Genomic DNA, 22,328 nt, shown 5'->3' with positions numbered 1-22,328 from the left:
CGGCTGGTCGTAAGGTACGAGCATGTCCCTCGACGGGTGGAACCGGGTCCTGGTGCTGGGCGGCATCCGCTCCGGCAAGTCGCAGTACGCCGAATCCCTGGTGGCCGACGCGGCCACGGTGCGGTACGTGGCCACCGCAGCCGGTGACGACGGCGCGGAGTGGGCGGCCCGGCTGGCCGCGCACCGCGACCGCCGACCGGCAAGCTGGAGCACCGAGGAGACCGCGAGCGACCCGCGTCGGCTGGCCGACGTGATCGCCACCGCCCGGGCGGACGAGACCCTGCTCGTCGACGACCTGGGTGGCTGGGTGACCGTCCTGCTGGACCCCGCCCACCAGCCGGCCGACGACACCACCACGATCGAGGAACTGGTCGCCGCCATCCGGGAGTGTGCGGCGCGACTGGTGCTGGTCAGCCCTGAGGTCGGGCTCAGTCTGGTGCCGACGACCCCGCTGGGCCGGGCCTTCACGGATGCGCTGGGGCTGGTCAACCGGGCCGTGGCGGAGGTCTGCGACACCGTGCTGCTGGTGGTCGCCGGCCAGCCGTGCCAGCTCAAGCCGCCCGCCACCGTGCCCGCCGCCGACCCGGCCGGTGCGGGAGTGCCCGCCCAGACCGGGCCGGTCGGCGATGTCAGTGTGCCGGCCTCCCCGGCGGTGACGACGCCGCAGGCACGGCCCGCAGCGCCCGCTGTGGCGATCATCCCCGGAGGGTCGCTGCCGGTGGCGGCCGATGGACCGGAGATCGGGCCCGGGATGGAACTGCCCATGCCCGACCTGGACGCCGGGCCGCAGGCCCTGGAGCGGCTGGCCGGTCTGGACCTGCCGGGCCGTGGGTTCGGCGTGCTGGAGCAGGTGGTCGCCTTCGCCGCCACCACCCAGGGCACTTCGACCCCGCAACCCTGGGAGTCCGTACGGGTGCTGCTGGTGCACGGTGACCACGAGGGCGGTTCGGCGGCCGGTACCCGGTCCGGTGATTCGGCTCGCCGCGCCGAGCAGGCCCGTTCCGGTCAGGGGGTGCTCGCCCGGCTGGCCGCCGAGAGTGGAGCGGCGCTCCAGGTGATCGAGGCCCCGACGGCCGCACCGATCGAAGACGGGCCGGCCCTGACCGCCGAGCAGGTCGAGTCCGCGCTGCGCTACGGCTGGCGGCTGGCCGAGGAGGCCGTCGACGCCGGCGTACAACTGCTGGTGCTGGCGGCGTGCGGCGCCGGCACCGAGGCCGCAGCGGCTGCCGTCCTGGCGGCGACCGCCGGGGCGGAGGCGCCCGCCGTGCTGGCCCGGGTGATCAACCGCGGGGAGTACGACGATGTGGCCTGGATGGCCCGGTGCGCGGCGATCCGGGACGCCCTGCAGCGCTGCCGGGGCACCGCCCGGGAGGCCAAGGAGGTGCTGGCCCAGGTCGGCGGTGGCGACATCGCCGTGGCCACCGGGATCCTGCTGGGCGCCACCGCCCGCCGCACTCCGGTGCTGCTGGACGGGCCGGTCGGCATGGCCGCCGGGCTGGTCAGCCGGGATCTCGCCGGCCAGGCCCGGCACTGGTGCCTGTTGGCCGACCACGGCGGGCAGCCCGGCATCCGGCTAGCAGCCGACGTGCTCGGCCTGACCCCGCTGGCGGAGCTGAAGCTGGACCTCGGTGAGGGCGCGAACGCGCTGACCGTACTGCCGATGCTGCGCTCGGCGCTGACGCTGGCCGCCGCGCTACCGGCCCGCCCGGACCCGGCCGCCGAGGTCCCGACCGAATCGGTAGAGCCCGACTCCCCCGAGCCCGACTCCCAGGAGCTTGACTCCCCCGAGCCTGACTCCCAGGAGCCTGACTCTCAGGAGCCTGACTTCCGGGAGCCGGAGCCGGAAGGGCCCGGGCCGACCAGCACCTCAGCCGCCTCGGCGGACCACTCCGGCTCGCGTGCCGGCTGACCTGCGGCTGCTCGGCGACGGGGTCCGGCTGGCCCTGACCACCCTCACGGTGGCACCCGTGCGCGCCGGCAGCGTCGACCGGCGCACGGCGGGTACGGCGATGACCCTAGCCCCGGCCGTCGGCGCCCTGCTGGGACTGCCGGTCGCCGGGGTTCTGCTGCTGCTCGGCTCGCTCACCGCACCCCTTGTCGCCGCCGGGGTGGCCGTGGCGGTCAGCGCCCTGCTCACCCGGGGCCTGCACCTGGACGGGCTGGCCGACACGGTGGACGCCCTGGGGTCGTACCGGCGGGGACCGGCCGCCCTGGAGATCATGAAGAAGCCGGACGTCGGCCCCTTCGGGGTGGTCGCGCTGGTGCTCGTCCTGCTGGTGCAGGCGGCGGCGCTGGCCGAGTTGGCCGGTGGCGAGGCCCCGGCCGCGCTCGCGGCGATCGTCACCGCCACCGCAGCCGGTCGCCTGGGCGTGACGGTCGCCTGTCGACGGGGGGTTCCGGCCGCCCGCCCGGAAGGTCTAGGCGCGCTGGTGGCCGGCACGGTCGGCCCGGTAGCCCTGGCCGCCGGCATCGCCGGGGTCACCCTGCTGGCGGTGGCCGCGGTGCCGGACCGTCCCTGGCAGGGGCCGCTGGCCGTGCTCACCGCCCTCGCCGTCGCGGTAGCGGTGCTGCGACATGTGGTACGCCGACTCGGCGGGATCACCGGCGACGTGCTCGGCGCCGAGGTCGAACTCGTCACCACGCTGGTCTACCTGGGACTGGTGCTGTCCGGCTGAGCCGGACCACCGGTGGCGGGTAGCGTTTCCCCACGACAGCACCGGCACGCCTGGCAGGGGAACCTCATGCTCATCACCGACGACTTCCTGCCCGTACCGGTCCCCGAGTCGCTGAACGCCACCTACCTGGTGCCGACGACCGGGCTGCCGGCGGTGAGCGCCCGCACGGCGGTACGGGGTCTGGCCGGTCGGCTGGCCGAACCGGTGCACGGGCTGGCCAAGCAGATGCTGGACAGTCCACTGATGAGTGTCGACGTACGCCCGATCAGCGAGTTTCCGGAGCTGCCGCCGGACCTGCTCACCGCCTTCGGCGCCAGCCAGGCCCAGCTGGATCGGCTGGCCGCGGCCACCCATCTGGTGGTGGTGCAGGCCGAGTACCGACCGGGGTGGCCCCCGGCCCACGAGTGGGCGGCCCGGGCGGTGGCCGCGGCGATCGCCGAGGCGGTCGACGGCGACGTGGTCGACGTGTTCGGGTTGCAGTTCCTGGACCCGGTGGCGGCGCTGCGGTCGTTGCCGGACGAGCGGGGCCGGGTCCGCCTGGTCGACTGGGTGCTGGTGCCCTACTCCTCCGACGCCGAGGGGCTGTGGTTCACCACCAAGGGGCTGCGCCGCTTCGGTCTGCTGGAGTTGCAGACCCAGGGGGTACCGGACCATTTGACCCGGGCCTGGGGTGCGGTGATGACCGGAGCCGCCCGCCGACTGCTGCGCGACTGGACCGACGGGCTCAGCGGCGAGGAGGTACCCGCCTTCGTGCAGCTACCCGTACTGGCCACGGTGACCGGGCATGACATCGCGGTGGCGTACGGCAATCCGGAACAGCACGGGGCGACCGCGCCGGTGCTGCTGCGGCTGGAACTGGACCCGGCCACGGATCCGGAGGCCGACTCGTTCCTCAGCCTGCGCCCACCGGCCGGGCACCCCGGCCCGGACGGGCGCTACTTCGCCGCCGCCTGCGCCACCCTCTTCGCCGGCATCCAGCCCGATGTGCGGTACGCCCGCTCCGGGGACGCGATGAGCCGGGCGATCGCCACCGCCCGCGCCGGCCTGGGCGACATCCGGGCCCGCTTCCGCGCCGGCCGGCTGCCACCGGAGACCCAACTGGTGGTCAAGTACGGGCTGCCCGGCGAGGACGGTCCCGAGTACGTCTGGGCCGGGGTGACCTCCTGGGACACCCCGGAGCGGGTGGTCGGCGCCAGCGCCAGCGACGCCAACACCGACCCCACCGTACGCATCGGTTCCCCGGTGGTGATCGAAGCCACCGACATCGTCGACTGGGCCCTGCTCGACTCCACCGGCGTCATCGAAGGCGGCTGGACCCAGGCCGTCCTGGACGCCGGCGAAAAACCCACCCCCTGACGGGGTTATTTGACGGAGGGGTGGGTGAAGGGGGGGCGGGTCAGGTGGGCGGGGGTGCGGCGGCCTCGGATGTCCACCTGGAGTTCGGCGCCGTCGGGCAGGGCCGGGGCGGTGTCGATCAGGGCCAGGGCGATGCCCTGCTTGTTCGTGGGGCTGAAGGTGCCGCTGGTGACCGCGCCTACCTGGGTGTCGCCGTGGAAGACGGCCATGCCGGGGCGGGGAATGCCCCGACCTGCGATGGTCAGGCCGCGCAGCGTACGCCCGGGACCGGCGGCCTTCTCCGCTAGCAGGGCCTCGCGGCCCCAGAAGGCCGGCTTGTCCCAGCCCACCGCCCAGCCGGTGCGGGCCTGCACCGGGGTGATCTCCAAGGACAGGTCCTGCCCGTGCAGGGGGTACCCCATCTCGGTACGCAGGGTGTCCCGGGCGGCCAGCCCGCAGGCCTGGGGTGCCGGCTCGGCGGCGAACAGGGCGTCCCAGACCGCTACCGCGTCGGCGGCCGGGATGACCAGCTCGTAGCCGCGCTCGCCGGTGTAGCCGGTCCGGCACACCGTCAGCTCTACGCCGTCCAGGGTCGCCGGGGAGAAGCTCATGTACTCGTGCCCGGTGGGCAGGCCCAGGGCCTCCAGCAGCTCCGCCGAGCGGGGTCCCTGGACCGCCAGGATGGCGTACGCCTCGTGCTCGTCGGCGATCGTGATCTGCGGCGGGGCGGCGGCGCGCAGCCGGCGCACCACCTCGGCGGTGTTCGCGGCGTTCGGGATCAGGAAGACGTGGTCGTCGGCGTACCGGTAGGCGATGATGTCGTCCACCACCCCGCCGGTGGCCTCGTCGCAGCAGAGGGTGTACTGCGCCCGGCCCGCCTCGATCCGGTTCAGGTCGTTGCTGAGGCAGGAGTTGACGAACTCCACCGCCCCCGGGCCGGTCACCCGCACCTTGCCCAGGTGCGACACGTCGAACACGCCGACCTCGGTCCGTACCGCGGTGTGTTCCCGCAGCACCCCGCCGCCGGCGTACTCCAGGGGCATCTCCCAGCCACCGAAGGGGGCGAACTTGGCGCCCAGGGCGGTGTGCCGCTCGGCCAGCGGGGTACGACGCAGCCGGGTCTCGACGGCGTCGGTGGTCACGTCGGTCATGGGTCGCAACTTACCGGGAACCACCGGTCTGGTTAGCATCGGCGGGACCCCCGGGGATGATCCGGCGGGCAGCATGAACGCCCGGCGGGTGACCATCCGCCGCCAACTCCATCGCCGGTACGCCACGATGCGACCGGCCCGGCCTGCCCGGGAGCAGCTTCCGTGACATCGTCCAGCACCACCCTGAGCCTGGTCGACACCGACCCAGCCGAACTCGCCGTCGACGCGATCGTGATCGGTGTGCACAGTACGACCGGCGAGGACGCCACCACCGGTCCCGCCGGCAGGCTGCTGCTCGCCAGCGGCGCGGAGAGCATCGCCGCCGCCTTCGACGGCAAGTTGACCGAGACCCTGGCGCTGCTCGGCACGACCGGCGGCCCGGGTGAGGTGATCAAGCTGGCGACCCTGGGCACCATCACCGCCCCGGTGATCGCCGCGGTCGGCCTCGGCCCGGAGCCCAGCGGTGCGGCGCCGGCCCCGGAGACCTTGCGCCGGGCCGCGGGGGCGGCGGTACGGGCCCTGGCCGGTGCGACGAAGGTGGCGCTGGCCCTGCCGCTGCCCGACGACGCCGACGCGTGTGCCGCGGTGCGTGCCGTCGCCGAGGGGGCGCTGCTGGGTGGGTACCGGTTCGCCGGCTACAAGACCCGGCCGCAGCCGGCCCGGCGGGAGCCGGTGGCCGAGGTGCTGATCGCCGTGCCGGACGCCGCGGACGCCGGTGCCCGGGCCGAGGTGGACCGGTCCGTGGCGGTGACCAACGCGGTGCGGGTCACCCGGGACTGGGTCAACACCGCCCCGAACGATCAGCGTCCGCCGGTCTTCGCCGAGGCCGTCGCCGAGGCCGCCCGGGCTGCCGGGCTGGGGGTGGAGGTGCTCGACGAGGTAGCGCTGCGCGAGGGGGGATACGGCGGCATCATCGCGGTCGGGCAGGGCTCGGAGGCTCCGCCTCGGCTGGTGAAGCTGACCTACACCCCCGCCGGGGGTGGCACCGGCAAGCGGGTGGCGCTGGTCGGCAAGGGCATCACCTTCGACACCGGCGGCATCTCGATCAAGCCGGCTCAGGGCATGTGGGAGATGAAGTCCGACATGGCCGGGGCGGCGGCGGTGGCCGCGACCATGCTGGCGGTGGCCGACCTGAAGCCGCCGGTGGCGGTGACCGCGTACGTGCCGATGGCGGAGAACATGCCCTCGGGCACCTCGTACCGGCCGGGTGATGTGATCACCATGTTCAACGGCAAGAAGGTGGAGGTGCTCAACACCGACGCCGAGGGCCGGATGATCCTCGGCGACGCGATGGCCCGCGCCTGCGCGGACGGCACCGACTACCTCTTCGAGACCTCGACCCTGACCGGTGGGCAGGTGGTCTCGCTGGGCAAGCGGATCTCCGGTGTGATGGGTACCCCGGAGCTGTGCGAGCGGGTCCGTACCGCCGGCGACACCGTCGGCGAGCCGGCCTGGCCGATGCCGCTGCCGGAGGACGTACGCAAGGGCATGAACTCCGATGTAGCCGACATCTCGCAGGTCAACGCGGGCATGGAGCGGGCCGGGCACATGTTGCAGGGCGGGGTGTTCCTCAGCGAGTTCGTCACCGACGAGGTGGCGTGGGCGCACATTGACATCGCCGGCCCGGCCTACCACTCCGGCGAGGCCACCGGCTACTGGACCAAGGGCGGCACCGGGGTACCGGTGCGCACCCTGCTGCACCTGATCGAGGACATCGCCGCCAACGGCTGAGCTGCGAGAAGGGCCCCCTGCTCGACGCATCGCGCCGGGCAGGGGGCCCTGTCACATGTCGGTCAGTACAGCTCCGGGCGGCGCTTGCGGCGCTCGTTGTAGTCCCGCATGCGCTGCGGGTAGCCCATCAGCGCCACGTCGTAGACGGGGATGCTCAGCCGGTAGGCGAAGCGCCGCGCCCCGTCCGGCCCGTTGATCCGCCGCCGGGTCCACTCGCCGTCGTCGGCGATCAGGATGACAGTGGTCTCGGTAACCGTGGTACGCGGCTCGATGTACGCCTCGACCCCTTTGCGGGTCCGGACAAAGTTCTCAAGATGCTCCAGATCGGCGCGATTGGCCGTACGGTCGGGTTCGGCCGCTCGTGCCCGCTTGCGTCGCCGGAACAGTCCCACTGAGCCGTCTCCCCACCTGTCCGCGTCATCGAAGGCAGTGCCAAGGGTACGTGGCACCAACGTGTCATTGGGCACCTCGGTACGCGCTCTCGACCCGGTGGTGACAAGATGGCCGAGGTGGGGTGTATCCCTGTTACCCCGCCGTGACCCCCGATGCAGCGAAGCGACCTGGGAGTTGAACGTGAGCGAGCCGAACGACGCAACCTTCGACATCGTCATCCTCGGAGGTGGTAGCGGCGGCTACGCGACCGCGCTGCGCGCCGCCCAACTGGGCCTGTCGGTGGCCCTGGTGGAGAAGGGCAAGCTCGGCGGCACCTGCCTGCACAACGGCTGCATCCCCACCAAGGCGCTGCTGCACGCCGCCGAGATCGCCGACCAGACCCGCGAGTCCGAGCAGTTCGGTGTGAAGGCCGAGCTGGTGGGCATCGACATGGCGGCGGTCAACTCGTACAAGGACGGGGTGATCTCCCGGCTCTACAAGGGCCTGCAGGGTCTGGTCACCGGCAACAAGGCCATCACCTTCATCGCGGGCGCCGGCAAGCTGGTCGCGCCGAACGCGGTCGAGGTCGACGGCAAGCGGTACACCGGCCGCAACATCGTGCTGGCCTCCGGGTCGTACGCCAAGAGCCTGCCGGGCCTGGAGGTCGACGGCGAGCGCGTGATCACCAGTGACCACGCCCTGGTCCTGGACCGGGTACCCAGCTCCGCGATCGTGCTGGGCGGCGGCGTGATCGGCGTGGAGTTCGCCAGCGTGTGGAAGTCCTTCGGGGTGGACGTCACCATCATCGAGGCGCTGCCCCGCCTGGTCGCCGCCGAGGACGAGGAGTCCTCGAAGGCCCTGGAGCGGGCCTTCCGCAAGCGGAAGATCAACTTCAAGGTCGGCAAGCCGTTCGAGAAGGTCGAGAAGACCGACAACGGCGTCAAGGTGACCATCGCCGGCGGCGACACCGTCGAGGCCGAGCTGCTGCTGGTCGCCGTCGGCCGGGGCCCGAACACCGCCAACCTCGGGTACGAGGAGCAGGGCGTCAAGATGGACCGCGGCTACGTGCTGACCGACGAGCGGCTGCGCACCAGCGTGCCGAACGTCTACGCCGTCGGCGACATCGTGCCCGGCCTCCAGCTCGCTCACCGGGGCTTCCAGCAGGGCATCTTCGTCGCCGAGCAGATCGCCGGGCAGAACCCGGCGGTGATCGACGAGGCGGGCATCCCGCGCGTCACCTACTGCGACCCGGAGCTGGCCTCGGTCGGCCTGACCGAGGCGAAGGCCAAGGAGCAGTACGGCGCCGACAACATCAAGACCTACAACTACAACCTCGGCGGCAACGGCAAGAGCCAGATCCTCAAGACGACCGGCTTCGTCAAGCTGGTCCGGGTCGCCGACGGTCCCGTGGTCGGCGTGCACATGGTCGGCGCCCGGGTCGGCGAGCTGGTCGGCGAGGCGCAGCTGATCTACAACTGGGAGGCGTACCCGGGTGAGGTCGCGCAGCTGGTGCACGCCCACCCGACGCAGAATGAGGCTCTGGGCGAGGCGCACCTGGCCCTCGCCGGCAAGCCGCTGCACGCACACGCCTGACCACGAGGTAATCCGCGGCGTCCGGCGACGGGCGATGATCCCCCCACCAGGGAAATGAAGGAGTCTGGAGAACATGCCGGTATCGGTCACCATGCCCCGGCTCGGCGAGAGCGTCACCGAGGGCACCGTCACGCGCTGGCTCAAGCAGGAGGGTGACACCGTCGAGGTCGACGAGCCGCTGCTCGAGGTGTCCACGGACAAGGTCGACACCGAGATCCCGTCCCCGGCCGCCGGCGTGCTGACCCGCATCGTGGTGGGCGAGGACGAGACGGCGGAGGTCGGCAGCGAACTCGCGGTGATCTCCGGCGAGGGCGAGTCGGCCGGTGGCCCCTCCGAGCGGCAGGCCCCCGCCGAGCACCAGGAGTCACCGCCCGCCGAGCAGGCCGCCGAGGCTGCCGCGCAGCCGCAGGCCGAGGCGGAGCAGTCGGCCGTCGAGGAGCCGGCCGAGCAGCCGGCCCCGGCCGCCGCCGGGTCGGGCGAGGGCACCCCGGTGCAGATGCCCGCGCTGGGCGAGAGCGTCACCGAGGGTACGGTCACCCGCTGGCTCAAGCAGGTCGGCGAGACCGTCGAGGTGGACGAGCCGCTGCTGGAGGTCTCCACCGACAAGGTCGACACGGAGATCCCCTCGCCGGTGGCCGGTACCGTCCTGGAGATCAAGGTCGCCGAGGACGAGACCGCCGAGGTCGGCGCCACCCTGGCCGTGGTCGGCGCCGCCGGTGCCGCCCCGGCCGAGGCCAAGCCCGAGCCGAAGCCGCAGGCGGAAGCCAAGCCGGAGCCGAAGGCCGAGCCGGAGTCCCGGGTCTCCGAGCCGACGCCCGGTGTCTCCTACAACGAGCCGGCCGCGGAGGCCGAGACCTCGGCGGAGCCGGCCAAGGCCGAGCAGGCCGCCACTCCCCCGGCCCCGACCGCCCAGCCCACCCCGGCGCCCAGCGCCAACGGCGAGGCGGCCGGCTATGTGACTCCGCTGGTGCGCAAGCTGGCCAGTGAGCACGGGGTCGACCTGGCCACGGTCAACGGCACCGGTGTCGGTGGCCGGATCCGCAAGCAGGACGTGCTGGACGCGGCGGAGAAGGCCCGTGCCGCCAAGGCCGCACCTGCTCCGGCCGCAGCCCAGCAGGCCCCGGCCCCGGCCGCTCAGGCCAAGCCAGCCGCCAAGCCGCAGCCGAGCGCCAAGCGGGGCACCACCGAGAAGCTGCCCCGGATCCGGGCCGCCATCGCCAAGCGGATGCACCAGTCGCTTCAGGAGACCGCGCAGCTGACCACGGTCGTCGAGGTGGACGTCACCAAGGTCGCCAAGCTGCGGGCCCGGGCCAAGGACTCCTTCCTCCAGCGGCACGGGGTCAAGCTGTCCTTCCTGCCGTTCTTCGCCCTGGCGGCCATCGAGGCCCTCCAGACGTACCCGATCGTGCAGGCCCAGATGGACCTGGAGGCCGGCACGATCACCTACCCGGAGGCCGAGAACCTCGGCATCGCGGTGGACACCGAGCGGGGCCTGCTGGTGCCGGTCATCCACAACGCCGGTGACCTGAACCTGGGCGGCATCGCCAAGCGCGTAGCCGACCTGGCCGAGCGCACCCGGACCAACAAGATCAGCCCGGACGAGATCGCCGGTGCGACCTTCACGCTGACCAACACCGGCAGCCGGGGCGCGCTGTTCGACACCCCGATCGTGCCGTCGCCGCAGTCGGCGATGCTCGGCACGGGTGCCGTGGTCAAGCGCCCGGTCGTGGTCAACGACCCCGAACTGGGCGAGGTCATCGCGGTCCGCTCGATGGTCTACCTGGCCATGTCGTACGACCACCGCATCATCGACGGCGCCGACGCGGCCCGCTTCCTGACCGCGGTCAAGGAGCGGCTCGAGGCCGGCAACTTCGAGGCCGAACTGGGCCTCTGACCCACCACGAAGGGCGCCCCCGGTTCACCGGGGGCGCCCTTCCACGTCCGTCCCCCTCCCTCCCCCACCCTCCCCCTCCCGCCTCGCCCGGACCAGCCCGGACCAGCCCGCCCCGTCGATCTTGCAGTTTCGGTCGCCGAATTGTCGGCATGCACCCCTTATGCGGCGACCAAAAGTGCAAGATCGACGAGAAGATCGGCGACGGGCTCGGGGACGGGGGTGTGCGGGGCAGGGGTGGGGGTGGATTTTGGCGCGGGTGGTGGGGTGAGCTTGGGAAACTCGGGCGGTGAGCGACAGGGGGCGGCGGGGTCGGCTGGGGCCGGCCGTCGGGATTGCGCCGGGGGCCCGGGTCGACAAGTTCGAGATCTTCTTCGATCTGGTGTTCGTCTTCTCGTTCTTCAACATCGCCCGGACCACGGCTACCGAGCTCACCGGGCGCAGCCTGTTCCACGCCCTGCTCGTGCTGGCGGTGCTCTGGTGGTGCTGGGTGGTACACACCGTGGTGGCCACCCGGGTACGGATCGGCGAAGGCTTCGTGCCGGTGCTGATGGTGGCCGGCATGGCCGCGCTGTTCTCGTTCGCCCTGGCCCTGCCGCAGGCCTTCCAGAACTCGCACGGCACCCAGGCCGGGCCGGTCGTCGTGGCGGTCAGTTACGTGGTCATCCGCGCCGTGCACCTGGCCCTGTTCGTGCACATCCTCCGGGACAACCCGGCGGAACGTCGGCAGCTGATCCGGTACGCCCCGGAACTGGGCCTGAGCACCGTTCTGCTGCTCGTGGCGGCGCTGCTGCCCGGCCAGCTCGCCGACTCGGGCCTGGCCGAGGTGATCCGGGACGGGCTGTGGGTCACCGTCATCCTGCTCCAGTACGGCACCGGCCTGCTAGCCAGCAGTTGGGGCTGGGAGGTCACCTCCGCGGAGCACTGGACCGAACGGTACGACCTGATCCTGATCATCGCCCTGGGCGAGTCGGTGATCTCCATCGGCCTGGGCAGCAACCTGATCGGCCAGCCGCCCACCTGGCCGGGGATCACGGCGGCCATCCTGGGGATCGTCTTCACCGCCGCCCTGTGGTGGCTGCACTACGACGTGATCGGCCCGGCCGCCCGGATCGCCCTGCACGCCACCCGGGGCCGGCCCCGGGTGCTGATGGCCCGCGACGCGTACGCGTATCTGTACCTGCCGATGATCGCCGGGATCATCCTGTTCGCCCTCGGCGCCGAGGGCATCGTGCACGACATCGCCGAGCCGGGGGTGCCCTTCAGCGAGCCGGCGCACGGCCCGGACGTGCCCCTGCTGTACGGCGGGGTGATCTGCTATCTGGCCGGCAACATGCTGTTCCAGCTGCGTACCCTGCGCACGCTGTCCTGGCTGCGGCTCGGCACCTTGGCGGTGTTGGCGGCCAGCATTCCGCTGGCCATGAGGCTGCCCGGGCTGGTCACCATGGGTCTGCTCACCGCGATCTGCCTCGGCCTGGTCATCGCCGAGGTGGTGCTGATGACGGAGGGCCGGCAGGCGCTTCGCGCGGTGGTCTACGAGGAGCGGACCGCGCACGAGGCCCATGAGGCCGCCTACCGGGCCCGCTGGCACGAGAACCCGCCCGACACGACACTCTGAACCCTGCCGCCCTCCACACCCGACTGTCCGAAAGACATCAGAATGCCGCCGGAGAGACATCGAGCCGCGACCCGGTAGCCGTCCGGAAGACACCGACTTGCGCCCCGGTGAGCATTCGACGAATGGCGGATGATCCACGAGGATTCCCCGGGCTGTTTCCGGTACCTGACGGAAACCACCTGCTTGCGCTCCCACCTGGCGTTTTCTTCACCCGTTCGGCGGAGACGGCGCGGGACCCGTGATCGGTACGGTCCTACGCACACGACGCGTCCTTCCTTATGGAACCCCCCGCGTCGGTCGTTCCACCGAAAGGCAGGCAATGACACTTCGATCCCCCTCTCGGCCCCGCCGGGGTCGGCAAGTCCTCGGCGTGATCGCCGCCGGGCTGCTCCTGGCCGGTGCCCTGCCGGGCACCGCGTCGGCTGCGGAGCCCGATCCGCGAGTCGGGCTCGGGGCCGGCTGGCTCGACGCCGAAACGGCGATCAGCAACCTGGAGCACCTGGCCAACCGTCCCAAGCCGGCGGGCTTCGTCGACCCCAACAACCCGGGCGCCGGCTCCTTCATCGCCTCGGACCTCGGTTTCGGCGGCAAGTACGCCGTCCTGGGCAACTACAACGGCTTCAACATCATGGATGTCTCGAAGCCGGCCGACCCGACGCTGGTCACCAGCGTGGTCTGCCCGGGTGGCCAGGGTGACCCCTCGGTCTTCGGCAACCTGGTCTTCATGTCGGTCGAGGAGACCCGCGGGCGCGTCGACTGTGGCACCAACAGCAGCGTCGGCACCCGGTTCCAGGGCGTCCGCATCTTCGACATCAGCGACGTGCGCAACCCGGTGCAGGTCGCCGCGGTGCAGCTCTGCCGCGGCTCGCACACCCACACGGTGGTGACGGACCCGAAGGACAAGAAGCACGTCTACATCTACAACTCCGGTACCGCCGGGGTGCGGCCGGCCACCACCATGGAGGGCTGCAACAACAACCCGGCCGACGGTGACAACCCGTCGCGCTGGCGCATCGAGGTCATCAAGGTTCCGCTGGCCGCTCCCCAGCAGGCCGCCGTGGTGAACGAGGCTCGCCTGTTCACCGACCCGGCGACCGGCCGGATCGACGGCCTGCAGAACGGCCCGACCACGCCGCGTCACCCGTCCGGTGGCAACTGGTCGCCGTCGCCGAACACCAACACCTGCCACGACATCACCGCCTACCCGGCGATCGGGCTGGCCGCTGGTGCGTGCCAGGGCAACGGCATCCTGGTGGACATCTCGGACCCGGCGAACCCGGTCCGGATCGACGAGGTCTCCGACCCGAACTTCGCGTACTGGCACTCGGCGACGTTCAACAACGACGGCACCAAGGTCATCTTCACCGACGAGTGGGGCGGCGGTAGCGGTGCTCGCTGCCGCGACACCGACCAGCCGGAGTGGGGCGCCAACGCCATCTTCGACATCGTCAAGCGCAAGATGGAGTTCCGCAGCTACTACAAGCTGCCGGTTCCGCAGACCCTGGCCGAGAACTGCGTCGCGCACAACGGTTCGCTGATCCCGGTCCCCGGCCGTGACATCATGGTCCAGGCCTGGTACCAGGGCGGTCTCTCGGTGTTCGACTTCACCGACTCCGCCAACCCGCAGGAGATCGCCTTCTTCGACCGCGGCCCGATCAACCCGGACCGGATCGTCAGCGGCGGCTACTGGTCGGTGTACTGGTACAACGGCAACCTGTTCGGCAACGAGATGGCTCGCGGCCTTGACACGTTCGCGCTGAAGCCCAGCGAGCACCTGTCTGCGGCCGAGATCAAGGCGGCTACGCAGGTCAAGCTGCCCGAGTTCAACGCCCAGCACCAGCCGAAGATCAAGTGGAAGCCGAGCTTCGCGGTCTCCCGGGCGTACTTCGACCAGGCGGTCCGGGCCAAGAGCCTGAGCCGCACGCAGGCCCACGTGGTGGACCAGCTCATGCAGCAGGCTGAGAAGTCCGCTTCCAAGGACCTGCGCCTCGTGGCGAAGATCCAGCTCCTCGCGGCCTCCGCCGCCGTCTGGGGGCCGGAGAACAAGGAGCTGAAGAAGTCCCTCCAGGACCTCCGTAACTCGCTCTGATCTGTTCCTGAAGTAGAGGGGCACCTCGGCTCGAAACCATTCGAGCCGAGGTGCCCCTCGCCTTTGCGTCACCTCGCCGTGGCCCCGGCCGAAACCGAGCCGACGGTACGCCGTGGTCCTGGCCGGAAACGACCTGACGGGTACGCCGTGGTCCTGCTCGGACAGCAGGACCACGGCGAGGATGTCAGCGCATCGCGGCCAGCATCTTCTGCATCCGGGTGATCTCGATGCTCTGGTCGGCCTCGAACTCCCGGGCGAACTGGTCGGCGGCCGGTTCCAGCCCGCCGCCGGAGGCGTACAGCTCCTCCACCATCGACACCGCCCCCTCGTGGTGACGGATCATCAGGGTGAGGAACAGCTTGTCGAACTCCGCGTCCCGAGCCTGCTTGAGCTCGTCGAACTGCTCGGGGGTGAGCATGCCCGGCATCAGCTCGTGCCCGGAGTGACCGGCGTTCGGCCCGCTGGTCGGCACGTTGCGCTCCTCCAGCCACTGGTTCATCAGCGCGATCTCGTCCCGCTGGGAGACGTCGATCCGCTTGGCCAGCAGCCTGATGTCCGGGTTCTTCGTACGGTCGTTCACCAGGGCCGTCATCGTCAGGGCCTGCTGGTGGTGCGGGATCATGCCCTGGATGAACATCGTGTCCGCGGCGGTGAACTTGGGTGGCGAAATCTTCGCCACCTCTTCCTCGGAGAGGGTCTTACCCACCTGGCCCGGGGCACCCGGCTGGACCACATGAGAGCTCGGCGGCTGGTACGGCGGTGGTTCGCTGTCCGGCCAGGCGGCGTACGCCACCCCCGAACCGACCACGGCCGTGAGGGCCACGGCCGAAATGATCATGCGACGAGACAGCGCCATGACTCACGTACCCAATCTCAGGTTGAGCTGCACAGATATGAAGGCCATAGTGCCTCATGCCGCAGGAGGTCACCAGGGACCGGGCGGCTTTCGGTGGGTCAACCACGGGTCAGCGGACGGCTGGCTGGTCGGGTAACGGAGGCGGTGGTCTCGTGGCTTGAGCGCCGTCATCTCGACCCGCGACCAATCTGTAGCACCTTGTAGCACGTCGGGTTAGAATCTGTCCGTGGCTGAGCACGCTCATCGGGAGATCACACAGCGAGAGCTGCGCAACGACTCGGGCACGATCATGCGCGGCGTGGAACGGGGTGAATCCTTCATCATCACGCGTAACGGCACCCCGATCGGGAAGCTGATCCCGCTCCGGCGGCGCACTTTCGTACCGCGCGCCGAGGTGATGGCCGCCTTCGCCACCGCTCCTGTGCTCGACGTCGAGAAGTTCCGTCGGGACATCGACGCGACGGCTGACCAGGATCCGTTCAGTCGTGAGTGGTGACTCTCCCGTCCGGGGCCTGATCGACACCAACATCGTCATCCATCTCGCTGCCCTCGACCCCGACGAACTGCCCGAAGAGATGGTGATCAGCGCCGTGACGCTCGCGGAGCTGTCCGCCGGCCCACACCACGCCGACGACCAGGCCGAACGGGCCCGGCGAACCAGCGTGCTGCAACACGTCGAGGCCACCTTTGATCCACTACCGTTCGACGCCGAGGCAGCGCGAGCCTTCGGCATGCTCACCAGCGCGGTCCTGGCCACCGGCCGCACCACTCGCCGCCGGCTCGCCGACCTGATGATCGCCTCGGTGGCCCAAGCCAACGGTCTACCGCTCTACACGACCAATCCGAACGACTTCGCCGGACTGGAGGACCTGGTCCGCGTCCAGCCGGTACGCCGCCCCTGACCACACCCACGGCCGCCGGCCGAGCAGCGCCCGCGGAGAGCACCATCCACGGGAGCCGTGGCGCAGGCCCTTGCGGTAGTCCGAGGCGAACTCGTCGTCACTTCGCACCGGCTGAGGGCCCCGCGATACGGCCAGTCTGGACCTATCGCACGCGCGTGATCGCGCTCGATCCTGGATCGAGTGGCGTCGGCGTCGCTGCGTGGCCACTCGATCCCAGATCGAGCGCGATCATGGCTGCGCCGACCGGAACATGTCCCGGACACGGGAGAAAGCTGAAGGCAGATCTGGCCGCCAGCACTGTTCAAGGTGCAGGCAGCTTGGTGGCGCCGTGGAGCTTCGCCCTCGACTCTTCGATCCCGTCAGTCCGCCAGGCGAAGCTCGATCCTGTCAGTCCGCCGGGGGACGCTCGGTCACGAAGACGCCGACGCCGTGCACACCTTCCACCAAGCCTTGCATCTGCAGCACGAGAATCGCCTGGCGCACGACGGTCGCGGAGACATTGTGCTCCTGTTTGAGCTGCGCGGTCGACGGCAGCTTCGCTCCCGGCGCGAGCTCGCCGGATTCGATCTGCGCCCGAATCCCATCGGCCAACTGCGCCCACTTCGCTTTGGCGGGCATACACACACTCCCAGGTCTGCACCGCCATTCGACCACGAACAACTTTGTAGGACAAGCAAGGAGTAGTCCGACCTTACACAACAAGTCGTGTAAAGCTCCCAATGACTGGTTCCCAGGTCTGCAAACCGGAGCTGGTCTTCCTGCAGGACCGCCCGGCCGACCGCTTCCCCCGAGGGTCGGCCGGGTGACCGCCCATGCCCGTCACCCGACAGACGGGCTTCACCAGCAGGCCCGGGGTGGGTGCCGGGCTCCGGTCGGCTGCGCACCGGCCGCCCCCGCCCGCCTCGGCGCCACTTTCTGTCTGGAGGTACGACATGCAACCGGTGACCGAACCCGTGGCGCTGCTGGTCTACCTGGGCGGGCTGCTGCACGACGCGGCCGACCAACTGCACACGCTCAACCCGCACGGCGGTTCGGCGCCGGCGCAGCTCTTCGACCGCTTCGTCGGCTGGGCGCTGATCCGACGAACGGTGGACGGCTCGACCCCACACCCGGCACCGGGAGCGTCTGCCTCCGGGGCGCAAGCTATTTCGCCGCGTGACCGACCAGACAGGGTCGGGCTGCTGCGCGTACCGGAAGATATGAGGATGCGGATCCTCATGGCCGGCGCGTCCGGCTTCCTCGGCACCCGGCTGGTCGACCTGCTCGTCGCCGACGGGCACCAGGTGACCCGGCTGGTCCGGCGGCCACCGCGTACCCCGGACGAGCGGCAGTGGTCACCCTCGGCGGGCCAGCTGGACCCGGCCCTGGTGGCCGAGGCCGACGCGGTGGTCAACCTGGCCGGTGCCGGGGTGGGTGACCGGCGCTGGAACGACCGGTACAAGCAGTTGATCCGGACCAGCCGGGTGGACACCACGAGCACCCTGGCCATCACCATCGCCGGGTTGCCGGCCGCGGACCGACCGGAGGTGCTGCTGAACGCCTCCGCGATCGGCTGGTACGGCAACACCGGCGACCGGGTGGTCGAGGAGGACGCCCCGGCCGGGGAGGGCTTCCTGGCCGATGTGGCCCGGGTGTGGGAGGCCGCTACCCGGCCGGCCGAGGACGCCGGGGTACGGGTGGTGCGGCTGCGCACCGGGTTGCCGCTGCACCGCGAGGGTGGGCTGCTCAAGCCGATGCTGCTGCCGTTCAAGCTGGGCATCGCCGGGCGGCTGGGCAGCGGACGGCAGTGGATTCCGTGGATCTCGATGGTCGACTGGCTGAACGCCACCACCTATCTGCTCGCCCGCGCCGACCTGGCCGGGCCGGTGAACGTGGTCGGCCCGGCCCCGGTCACCAACGCCGAGTTCACCCGGGAGCTGGCCCGGCAGGTGCACCGTCCCGCCGTCATCCCGATCCCGGCCCTGGCCCTGAAGGTGGCCCTGGGTGGCTTCGCCCAGGAGGCCCTGACCAGCACCCGGGTCCTGCCCGGCGTACTGACCCGGGCCGATTTCCGCTTCCGCCACCCCGACCTGCCCAGCGCCCTGCGGGCCGGGCTCCAGGACTGACCCCGGCTCCGCTCAGCAGCCGATGGTCCAGTGGTTGGGGGCGATCTGCCGCAGGGCGGTGGTGTAGAAGGTGTTGTAGAGCCCCATCCGCTGGTTGGAGCCGTTGGCGTAGGCGTACCCACCGGAGTGGTAGGCCCGGCCGGCGACCACATGGGCGTAGTTGCTGGCGGTGACACAGGTCGGGACACCGGTAGGGCTCGGGGAGACCGTCGGGCTCGGCGACACCGTCGGGCTGGGGGTGGGCGGGGGCGTGCCACCGCCGTCCAGGCCGAAGAAGAGCGCGTCCCGGTACGTCGAGCAGATGGTGTCCAGGAAGTACGCCGCAGCGGTGCCGCACTGGTCCATGGCCGTACCCGGGTCGACCGGGGTGCCGTGGCCCATGCCGGAGATCCGGTACAGCCGTACCGCGTCCCTGCCGTACACCTCCAGGCTGGTGCCGCCGGGCAGTTGGGCGGTGCTGGTCGGGGTCTGCGTCACCCCGAGCACGTTGGTCCACTGGTCACGGGACTCCACGGCGTTGGCCGTCGCCACGGTGTAGTCGGCGGTGCCGTGCCAGATCGCCACCCGGGGGCGCGGGCCGGAGTGACCGGGGTGGGCGGCGCGCACCAGGTCACCCCACTGCGCCGGGGTCTTGTCCACCCCGGGGTTCATGCAGGAGAAGGCGTTGACCATGCCGGTGGCGCAGCGGTACGGCAGGCCGGCGATGACCGAGCCGGCGGCGAAGACCTCCGGGTAGGTGGCCAGCAGGGCCGCGCTCATCGCCCCGCCGCCGGACAGGCCGCTGACGTACACCCGGTCGGCGGCCGTGCCGTAGCGGGAGCGGGCGTGGTCGACCATCTGTTTGATGGACAGCACCTCACCCTGCCCCCGGCTGGTGTCGCCGATCTCGAACCAGTTGAAGCAGGCACTGGAGTTGTTGGCCGACCGCTGCTCGGGCACGATCACGGTGAACTTCCACTGGTCGGCGTACCTGCGCCAGCCGGAGTTGGCGAAGTAGCCGGCGGCGTCCTGGGCGCAGCCGTGCAGCAGCACGACGGCCGGGGCCCCGGCGGGCAGGTTGTCCGGCCGGTAGGCGTACATGGCCAGGTTGCCGGGGTTGGTGCCGAAGCCGGTGACCTGGGCCAGGGAGGCCGCCTGGGCGGGTACGGCGGCCGCCACCGGGGCGGTGGCGGCCAGGACCAGAGCGGCCAGTACGCCGGCCAGCCGGCCGAAGGGGGTACGGATGCGGCGCACGGGACCTCCCGAGGAATGTGATCTGGATCACCGATGATTACCGCGAGGTTACGCAGATGGATCCGGGCGATGACATGGCGAGGATGCACACATTCGTCGATGTCCGGGTGTGGGACCCCGGCTTGCACCCGGAAGGTGCCGGCGTGTCCGGACGCGGTTGGTAACGTCCGCTAGGTGCCCACCTCGCCGTCCGTGGCGTCCGCGCCCACCTCACCGGTACCCGTCACCCGTGATCGTCGCGCCGACCTGATCGTGACACTCGTCGCGCTGGCGCTCGCCGTCTGGGTGACAAGTGGGCTGTGGCGGGATCCGAACGGTCGCGCGATCACGGTCAACTCCAGCGACCAGGCGCTGTTCGAGTGGCTGCTGGCCTTCGGCGGGCACGCGGTCAGCCACGGGGACAACCCCCTCTACACGTACCTGATCAACGTGCCGGACGGGGTGAACCTGGCGGTCAACACCTCGATCACGGTGTACGCGGTGGTCTTCGCCCCCCTGACGTACCTGATCGGGCCGCCGGCCACCTTCCTGGTGATCCTCACCCTGAACCTGGCCGCCACCGCGGTCGCCTGGTACTGGCTGCTCTCCCGGCACCTGGTGCGCAGCCCACTGGCCGCCGCCGTCGGCGGGCTGTTCATCGGCTTCTCCCCCGGCATGGTCTCGCACGCCAACGCCCACCTGAACTGGACCGCCGGTTGGCTGGTGCCGCTGCTGGTGTGGCGGGTCTTCGCGCTGCGCCGACCCGGGCACTGGCTGCGCGACGGGGTGATCCTGGGCCTGCTCGTCGCAGTCGCCTTCTCGATCGCCGCCGAGGGGCTGTTCTTCACCGCCCTGGCCCTGGGCCTGTTCGTGGCCGTCTGGGCGCTGCACCCGGCCAACCGGGCCGAGGCCCGGGCGGTGCTGCCGTCCTTCCTGCGGGGCCTCGCGGTGACCGCGGTGGTCGCGGGGGCACTGCTGGCGTACCCCCTGTGGTTGCACTTCGCCGGGCCGCAGCGCTTCCACGGCACCGGCTTCGACCCGGTGATCCACTCCGAGGACATCGCCGCCTACGCGGCCTTCCCGCGCCGCTCCCTGGCCGGAGAGGCCGGCCTGCGTACCTCGCTGGCACCGAACCCCACCGAGGAGAACTCCTTCTTCGGGTGGCCGCTGCTGGTGCTCACCCTCTGCTGCTTCGTGCTGCTGTGGCGTCGGGCGGATCCGCGTCGCCGGGCCACCCTGTGGGCCCTGGGCGCCCTGGCGGTGGTCTTCAGCGTGCTCTCCTTCGGGCCGGTGGCGAAGGTCGACGGTCGGCGTACCGACCTGCCGATGCCCTTCGACCTGCTAGGGCACCTGCCGGTGGTGAACGCCGCGCTGCCCGCCCGGCTGGCCCTGGTGGTGACCCCGGTGATCGGCCTGCTGCTGGCGTACGCCATCGACCAGTTGCGGCAGCGACCACCGCGCCGGCCGGCGGCGGTGGCCTGGATCCTGGGTTTCGTGGCCGCGTTGCTGCCGCTGTTCCCTACCCCCCTGCTGACCAGCGAACGGGAGCCGATCCCCCGCTTCATCACCTCCGGCGCCTGGCGGGAGTACGTCTCCCCCGGCGGGGTGTTGACCCCGGTGCCGCTGGCCCTGGACGTCTACCCCGACGGGCAGCGCTGGCAGGCGTACGCCCTGGCCAACCGGCAGGGTGAGTTCGCGATCCCGTCCGGGTTCTTCCTCGGGCCCGGCGGTCCGGACGGCCGGGGCCGGATCGGGCCGGTGCCCCGGCCCTTCAGCGCCCTGCTCGACCAGGCCGCCCGCACCGGCCTGCCCCCGATCGTCACCGCGGGCACCCGCGAGGATGTCCGGGCGGACCTGGAGCACTGGCGCATCGAGACCGTGGTGCTCCCCGACGAGGTGCACGGGGCCAAGTGGCCGGTCGACGAGGAGGCGCTGCGCCGGACCCTGACCATGCTGCTCGGCGAACCGGAGCGGGTCGAGGACGTCTGGCTCTGGCGGGTCCGCGAGAACTGACCGCGGGTGAGCTGGCTCACCCCAGGTGACCAGCGAGTACGGGTCTAGGCTGGATCACGTGACCACGACGACCTCCGGCCTGACGGCCGTGCGCGCCGGTGTCCTCGACTACACCGCAGCCTGGGACGAACAGCGCCGCCTGCACGAGGCGGTGGTCTCCGGCGAGTCCGGCGACACCGTGCTGCTGCTGGAGCACCCGAGCGTCTACACCGCCGGCAAGCGCACCGAGCCGTGGGACCGCCCGATGGACGGCACCCCCGTGGTCGATGTGGACCGGGGCGGCAAGATCACCTGGCACGGTCCGGGGCAGTTGGTCGGCTACCCGATCCTGCGCCTGCCCGACCCGATCGACGTGGTCGCGTACGTACGGCGGGTCGAGCAGATGCTGATCGACGTGTGCGCCGAGTTCGGCCTGACCGCCGGCCGGGTCGAGGGGCGCAGCGGCGTCTGGGTGCCGGAGGACGACCGAGGCCCGGCCCGCAAGGTGGCCGCCATCGGCATCCGGGTAGCCCAGGGGGCCACCCTGCACGGCTTCTCGATCAACTGCGACTGCGACCTGACCCACTTCGACAAGATCGTGCCCTGCGGCATCCGCGACGCCGGAGTCACCTCCCTCTCCGCCGAACTGAACCGCCCCATCACCATCACCGAGGTCCTCCCCGTCGTCGAAACCCACCTCCCCACCCTCACCGCCTGACCCGTTCTGCCGCGTTGATCAAGAGGTTTGCGTCAGGATCGGCGCCGTCACCGACGCTCTTGATCAACTTTGAATGGGTGGGGGGATT

Annotated in this window: 18 protein-coding genes; 13 read left to right on the top strand and 5 right to left on the bottom strand. The window is 71.2% G+C overall.

The genetic code is table 11. The annotated features are described in order from the left end of the window. The first annotated feature begins 22 nt into the window (after positions 1 to 22). The 3 genes from cobU (at position 23) to OIE53_RS01500 (ending at position 4,031) form a co-directional block, all read left to right on the top strand. Positions 23 to 1,909 carry a bifunctional adenosylcobinamide kinase/adenosylcobinamide-phosphate guanylyltransferase gene (gene cobU / locus OIE53_RS01510; protein WP_327024745.1) on the top strand — a complete coding sequence of 629 codons (1,887 nt, stop codon included), beginning with the start codon at positions 23 to 25 and terminating at the stop codon, positions 1,907 to 1,909. Further along, positions 1,899 to 2,675 carry an adenosylcobinamide-GDP ribazoletransferase gene (locus tag OIE53_RS01505; protein WP_327024744.1) on the top strand — a complete coding sequence of 259 codons (777 nt, stop codon included), beginning with the start codon at positions 1,899 to 1,901 and terminating at the stop codon, positions 2,673 to 2,675. The genes cobU and OIE53_RS01505 overlap by 11 nt, the downstream gene beginning before the upstream one ends. Before the next feature lie 66 nt (positions 2,676 to 2,741). Further along, positions 2,742 to 4,031, top strand: a complete 1,290-nt coding sequence (locus tag OIE53_RS01500; RefSeq protein WP_327024743.1) for a DUF2314 domain-containing protein — start codon at positions 2,742 to 2,744, stop codon at positions 4,029 to 4,031. A gap of 5 nt (positions 4,032 to 4,036) precedes the next feature. Here the strand turns inward: OIE53_RS01500 and gcvT are convergent, their stop codons facing one another. Continuing rightward, complete coding sequence (gene gcvT, locus OIE53_RS01495; RefSeq protein ID WP_327024742.1) at positions 4,037 to 5,161, bottom strand: glycine cleavage system aminomethyltransferase GcvT; 1,125 nt, start codon at positions 5,159 to 5,161, stop codon at positions 4,037 to 4,039. Between the two features lie 162 nt (positions 5,162 to 5,323). Between gcvT and OIE53_RS01490 the strand changes: the two genes are divergently transcribed. Continuing rightward, positions 5,324 to 6,892, top strand: a complete 1,569-nt coding sequence (locus OIE53_RS01490) for a leucyl aminopeptidase (protein ID WP_327024741.1) — start codon at positions 5,324 to 5,326, stop codon at positions 6,890 to 6,892. Between the two features lie 62 nt (positions 6,893 to 6,954). Here the strand turns inward: OIE53_RS01490 and OIE53_RS01485 are convergent, their stop codons facing one another. Beyond that, a complete protein-coding gene (locus OIE53_RS01485) occupies positions 6,955 to 7,284 on the bottom strand; it encodes a hypothetical protein (RefSeq protein WP_327024740.1) in 330 nt (109 codons plus the stop codon). A gap of 181 nt (positions 7,285 to 7,465) precedes the next feature. Here OIE53_RS01485 and lpdA point away from each other — a divergent pair, with 181 nt between their 5' ends. From lpdA to OIE53_RS01465, 4 genes are all read left to right on the top strand, one after another. Then, positions 7,466 to 8,857, top strand: a complete 1,392-nt coding sequence (gene lpdA, locus OIE53_RS01480; RefSeq protein WP_327024739.1) for a dihydrolipoyl dehydrogenase — start codon at positions 7,466 to 7,468, stop codon at positions 8,855 to 8,857. 73 nt (positions 8,858 to 8,930) lie between these two features. Then, the gene (sucB, locus tag OIE53_RS01475; RefSeq protein WP_327024738.1) at positions 8,931 to 10,751 is read left to right on the top strand and encodes a 2-oxoglutarate dehydrogenase, E2 component, dihydrolipoamide succinyltransferase; all 1,821 of its coding nucleotides are present in this window, start codon (positions 8,931 to 8,933) and stop codon (positions 10,749 to 10,751) included. Between the two features lie 286 nt (positions 10,752 to 11,037). Next, positions 11,038 to 12,366 (top strand): low temperature requirement protein A, encoded by a 1,329-nt coding sequence (locus OIE53_RS01470; protein ID WP_327024737.1) that lies wholly within the window; start codon positions 11,038 to 11,040, stop codon positions 12,364 to 12,366. 319 nt (positions 12,367 to 12,685) lie between these two features. Further along, on the top strand, positions 12,686 to 14,455 hold the full coding sequence (locus OIE53_RS01465) for an LVIVD repeat-containing protein (RefSeq protein ID WP_327024736.1): 1,770 nt from the start codon (positions 12,686 to 12,688) through the stop codon (positions 14,453 to 14,455). Between the two features lie 184 nt (positions 14,456 to 14,639). Here OIE53_RS01465 and OIE53_RS01460 read toward each other — a convergent pair whose 3' ends face one another. Next, positions 14,640 to 15,278, bottom strand: coding sequence for a DUF305 domain-containing protein (locus OIE53_RS01460; RefSeq protein WP_327024735.1), 639 nt, complete (start codon positions 15,276 to 15,278; stop codon positions 14,640 to 14,642). A gap of 259 nt (positions 15,279 to 15,537) precedes the next feature. On the opposite strand from OIE53_RS01460, the gene OIE53_RS01455 reads away from it, so the two are divergent. Continuing rightward, complete coding sequence (locus OIE53_RS01455; protein ID WP_327024734.1) at positions 15,538 to 15,807, top strand: type II toxin-antitoxin system Phd/YefM family antitoxin; 270 nt, start codon at positions 15,538 to 15,540, stop codon at positions 15,805 to 15,807. Continuing rightward, complete coding sequence (locus OIE53_RS01450; RefSeq protein WP_327024733.1) at positions 15,797 to 16,213, top strand: type II toxin-antitoxin system VapC family toxin; 417 nt, start codon at positions 15,797 to 15,799, stop codon at positions 16,211 to 16,213. The genes OIE53_RS01455 and OIE53_RS01450 overlap by 11 nt, the downstream gene beginning before the upstream one ends. A gap of 387 nt (positions 16,214 to 16,600) precedes the next feature. On the opposite strand, the gene OIE53_RS01445 is transcribed toward OIE53_RS01450, so the two are convergent. Then, positions 16,601 to 16,831, bottom strand: coding sequence for a winged helix-turn-helix domain-containing protein (locus tag OIE53_RS01445; RefSeq protein WP_327024732.1), 231 nt, complete (start codon positions 16,829 to 16,831; stop codon positions 16,601 to 16,603). A gap of 587 nt (positions 16,832 to 17,418) precedes the next feature. Between OIE53_RS01445 and OIE53_RS01440 the strand changes: the two genes are divergently transcribed. Continuing rightward, complete coding sequence (locus OIE53_RS01440; RefSeq protein WP_327027024.1) at positions 17,419 to 18,318, top strand: TIGR01777 family oxidoreductase; 900 nt, start codon at positions 17,419 to 17,421, stop codon at positions 18,316 to 18,318. 12 nt (positions 18,319 to 18,330) lie between these two features. Here OIE53_RS01440 and OIE53_RS01435 read toward each other — a convergent pair whose 3' ends face one another. Then, complete coding sequence (locus OIE53_RS01435) at positions 18,331 to 19,551, bottom strand: extracellular catalytic domain type 1 short-chain-length polyhydroxyalkanoate depolymerase (protein WP_327024731.1); 1,221 nt, start codon at positions 19,549 to 19,551, stop codon at positions 18,331 to 18,333. Positions 19,552 to 19,725: 174 nt separating this feature from the next. Between OIE53_RS01435 and OIE53_RS01430 the strand changes: the two genes are divergently transcribed. Both OIE53_RS01430 and lipB read left to right on the top strand, forming a co-directional pair. Further along, entirely contained in the window at positions 19,726 to 21,543 is a 1,818-nt protein-coding gene (locus OIE53_RS01430; protein ID WP_327024730.1) for a DUF2079 domain-containing protein, read from the top strand. Between the two features lie 58 nt (positions 21,544 to 21,601). After that, positions 21,602 to 22,240 (top strand): lipoyl(octanoyl) transferase LipB, encoded by a 639-nt coding sequence (gene lipB, locus OIE53_RS01425; RefSeq protein WP_327024729.1) that lies wholly within the window; start codon positions 21,602 to 21,604, stop codon positions 22,238 to 22,240. Positions 22,241 to 22,328: the final 88 nt, after the last annotated feature.

Origin of the sequence: Micromonospora sp. NBC_01739 (assembly GCF_035920385.1) — a bacterium.
GTDB lineage: Bacteria > Actinomycetota > Actinomycetes > Mycobacteriales > Micromonosporaceae > Micromonospora.
The sequence above is the reverse complement of the archived record's forward strand: the minus strand, read 5'-3'. Positions and strand labels throughout refer to the sequence as shown.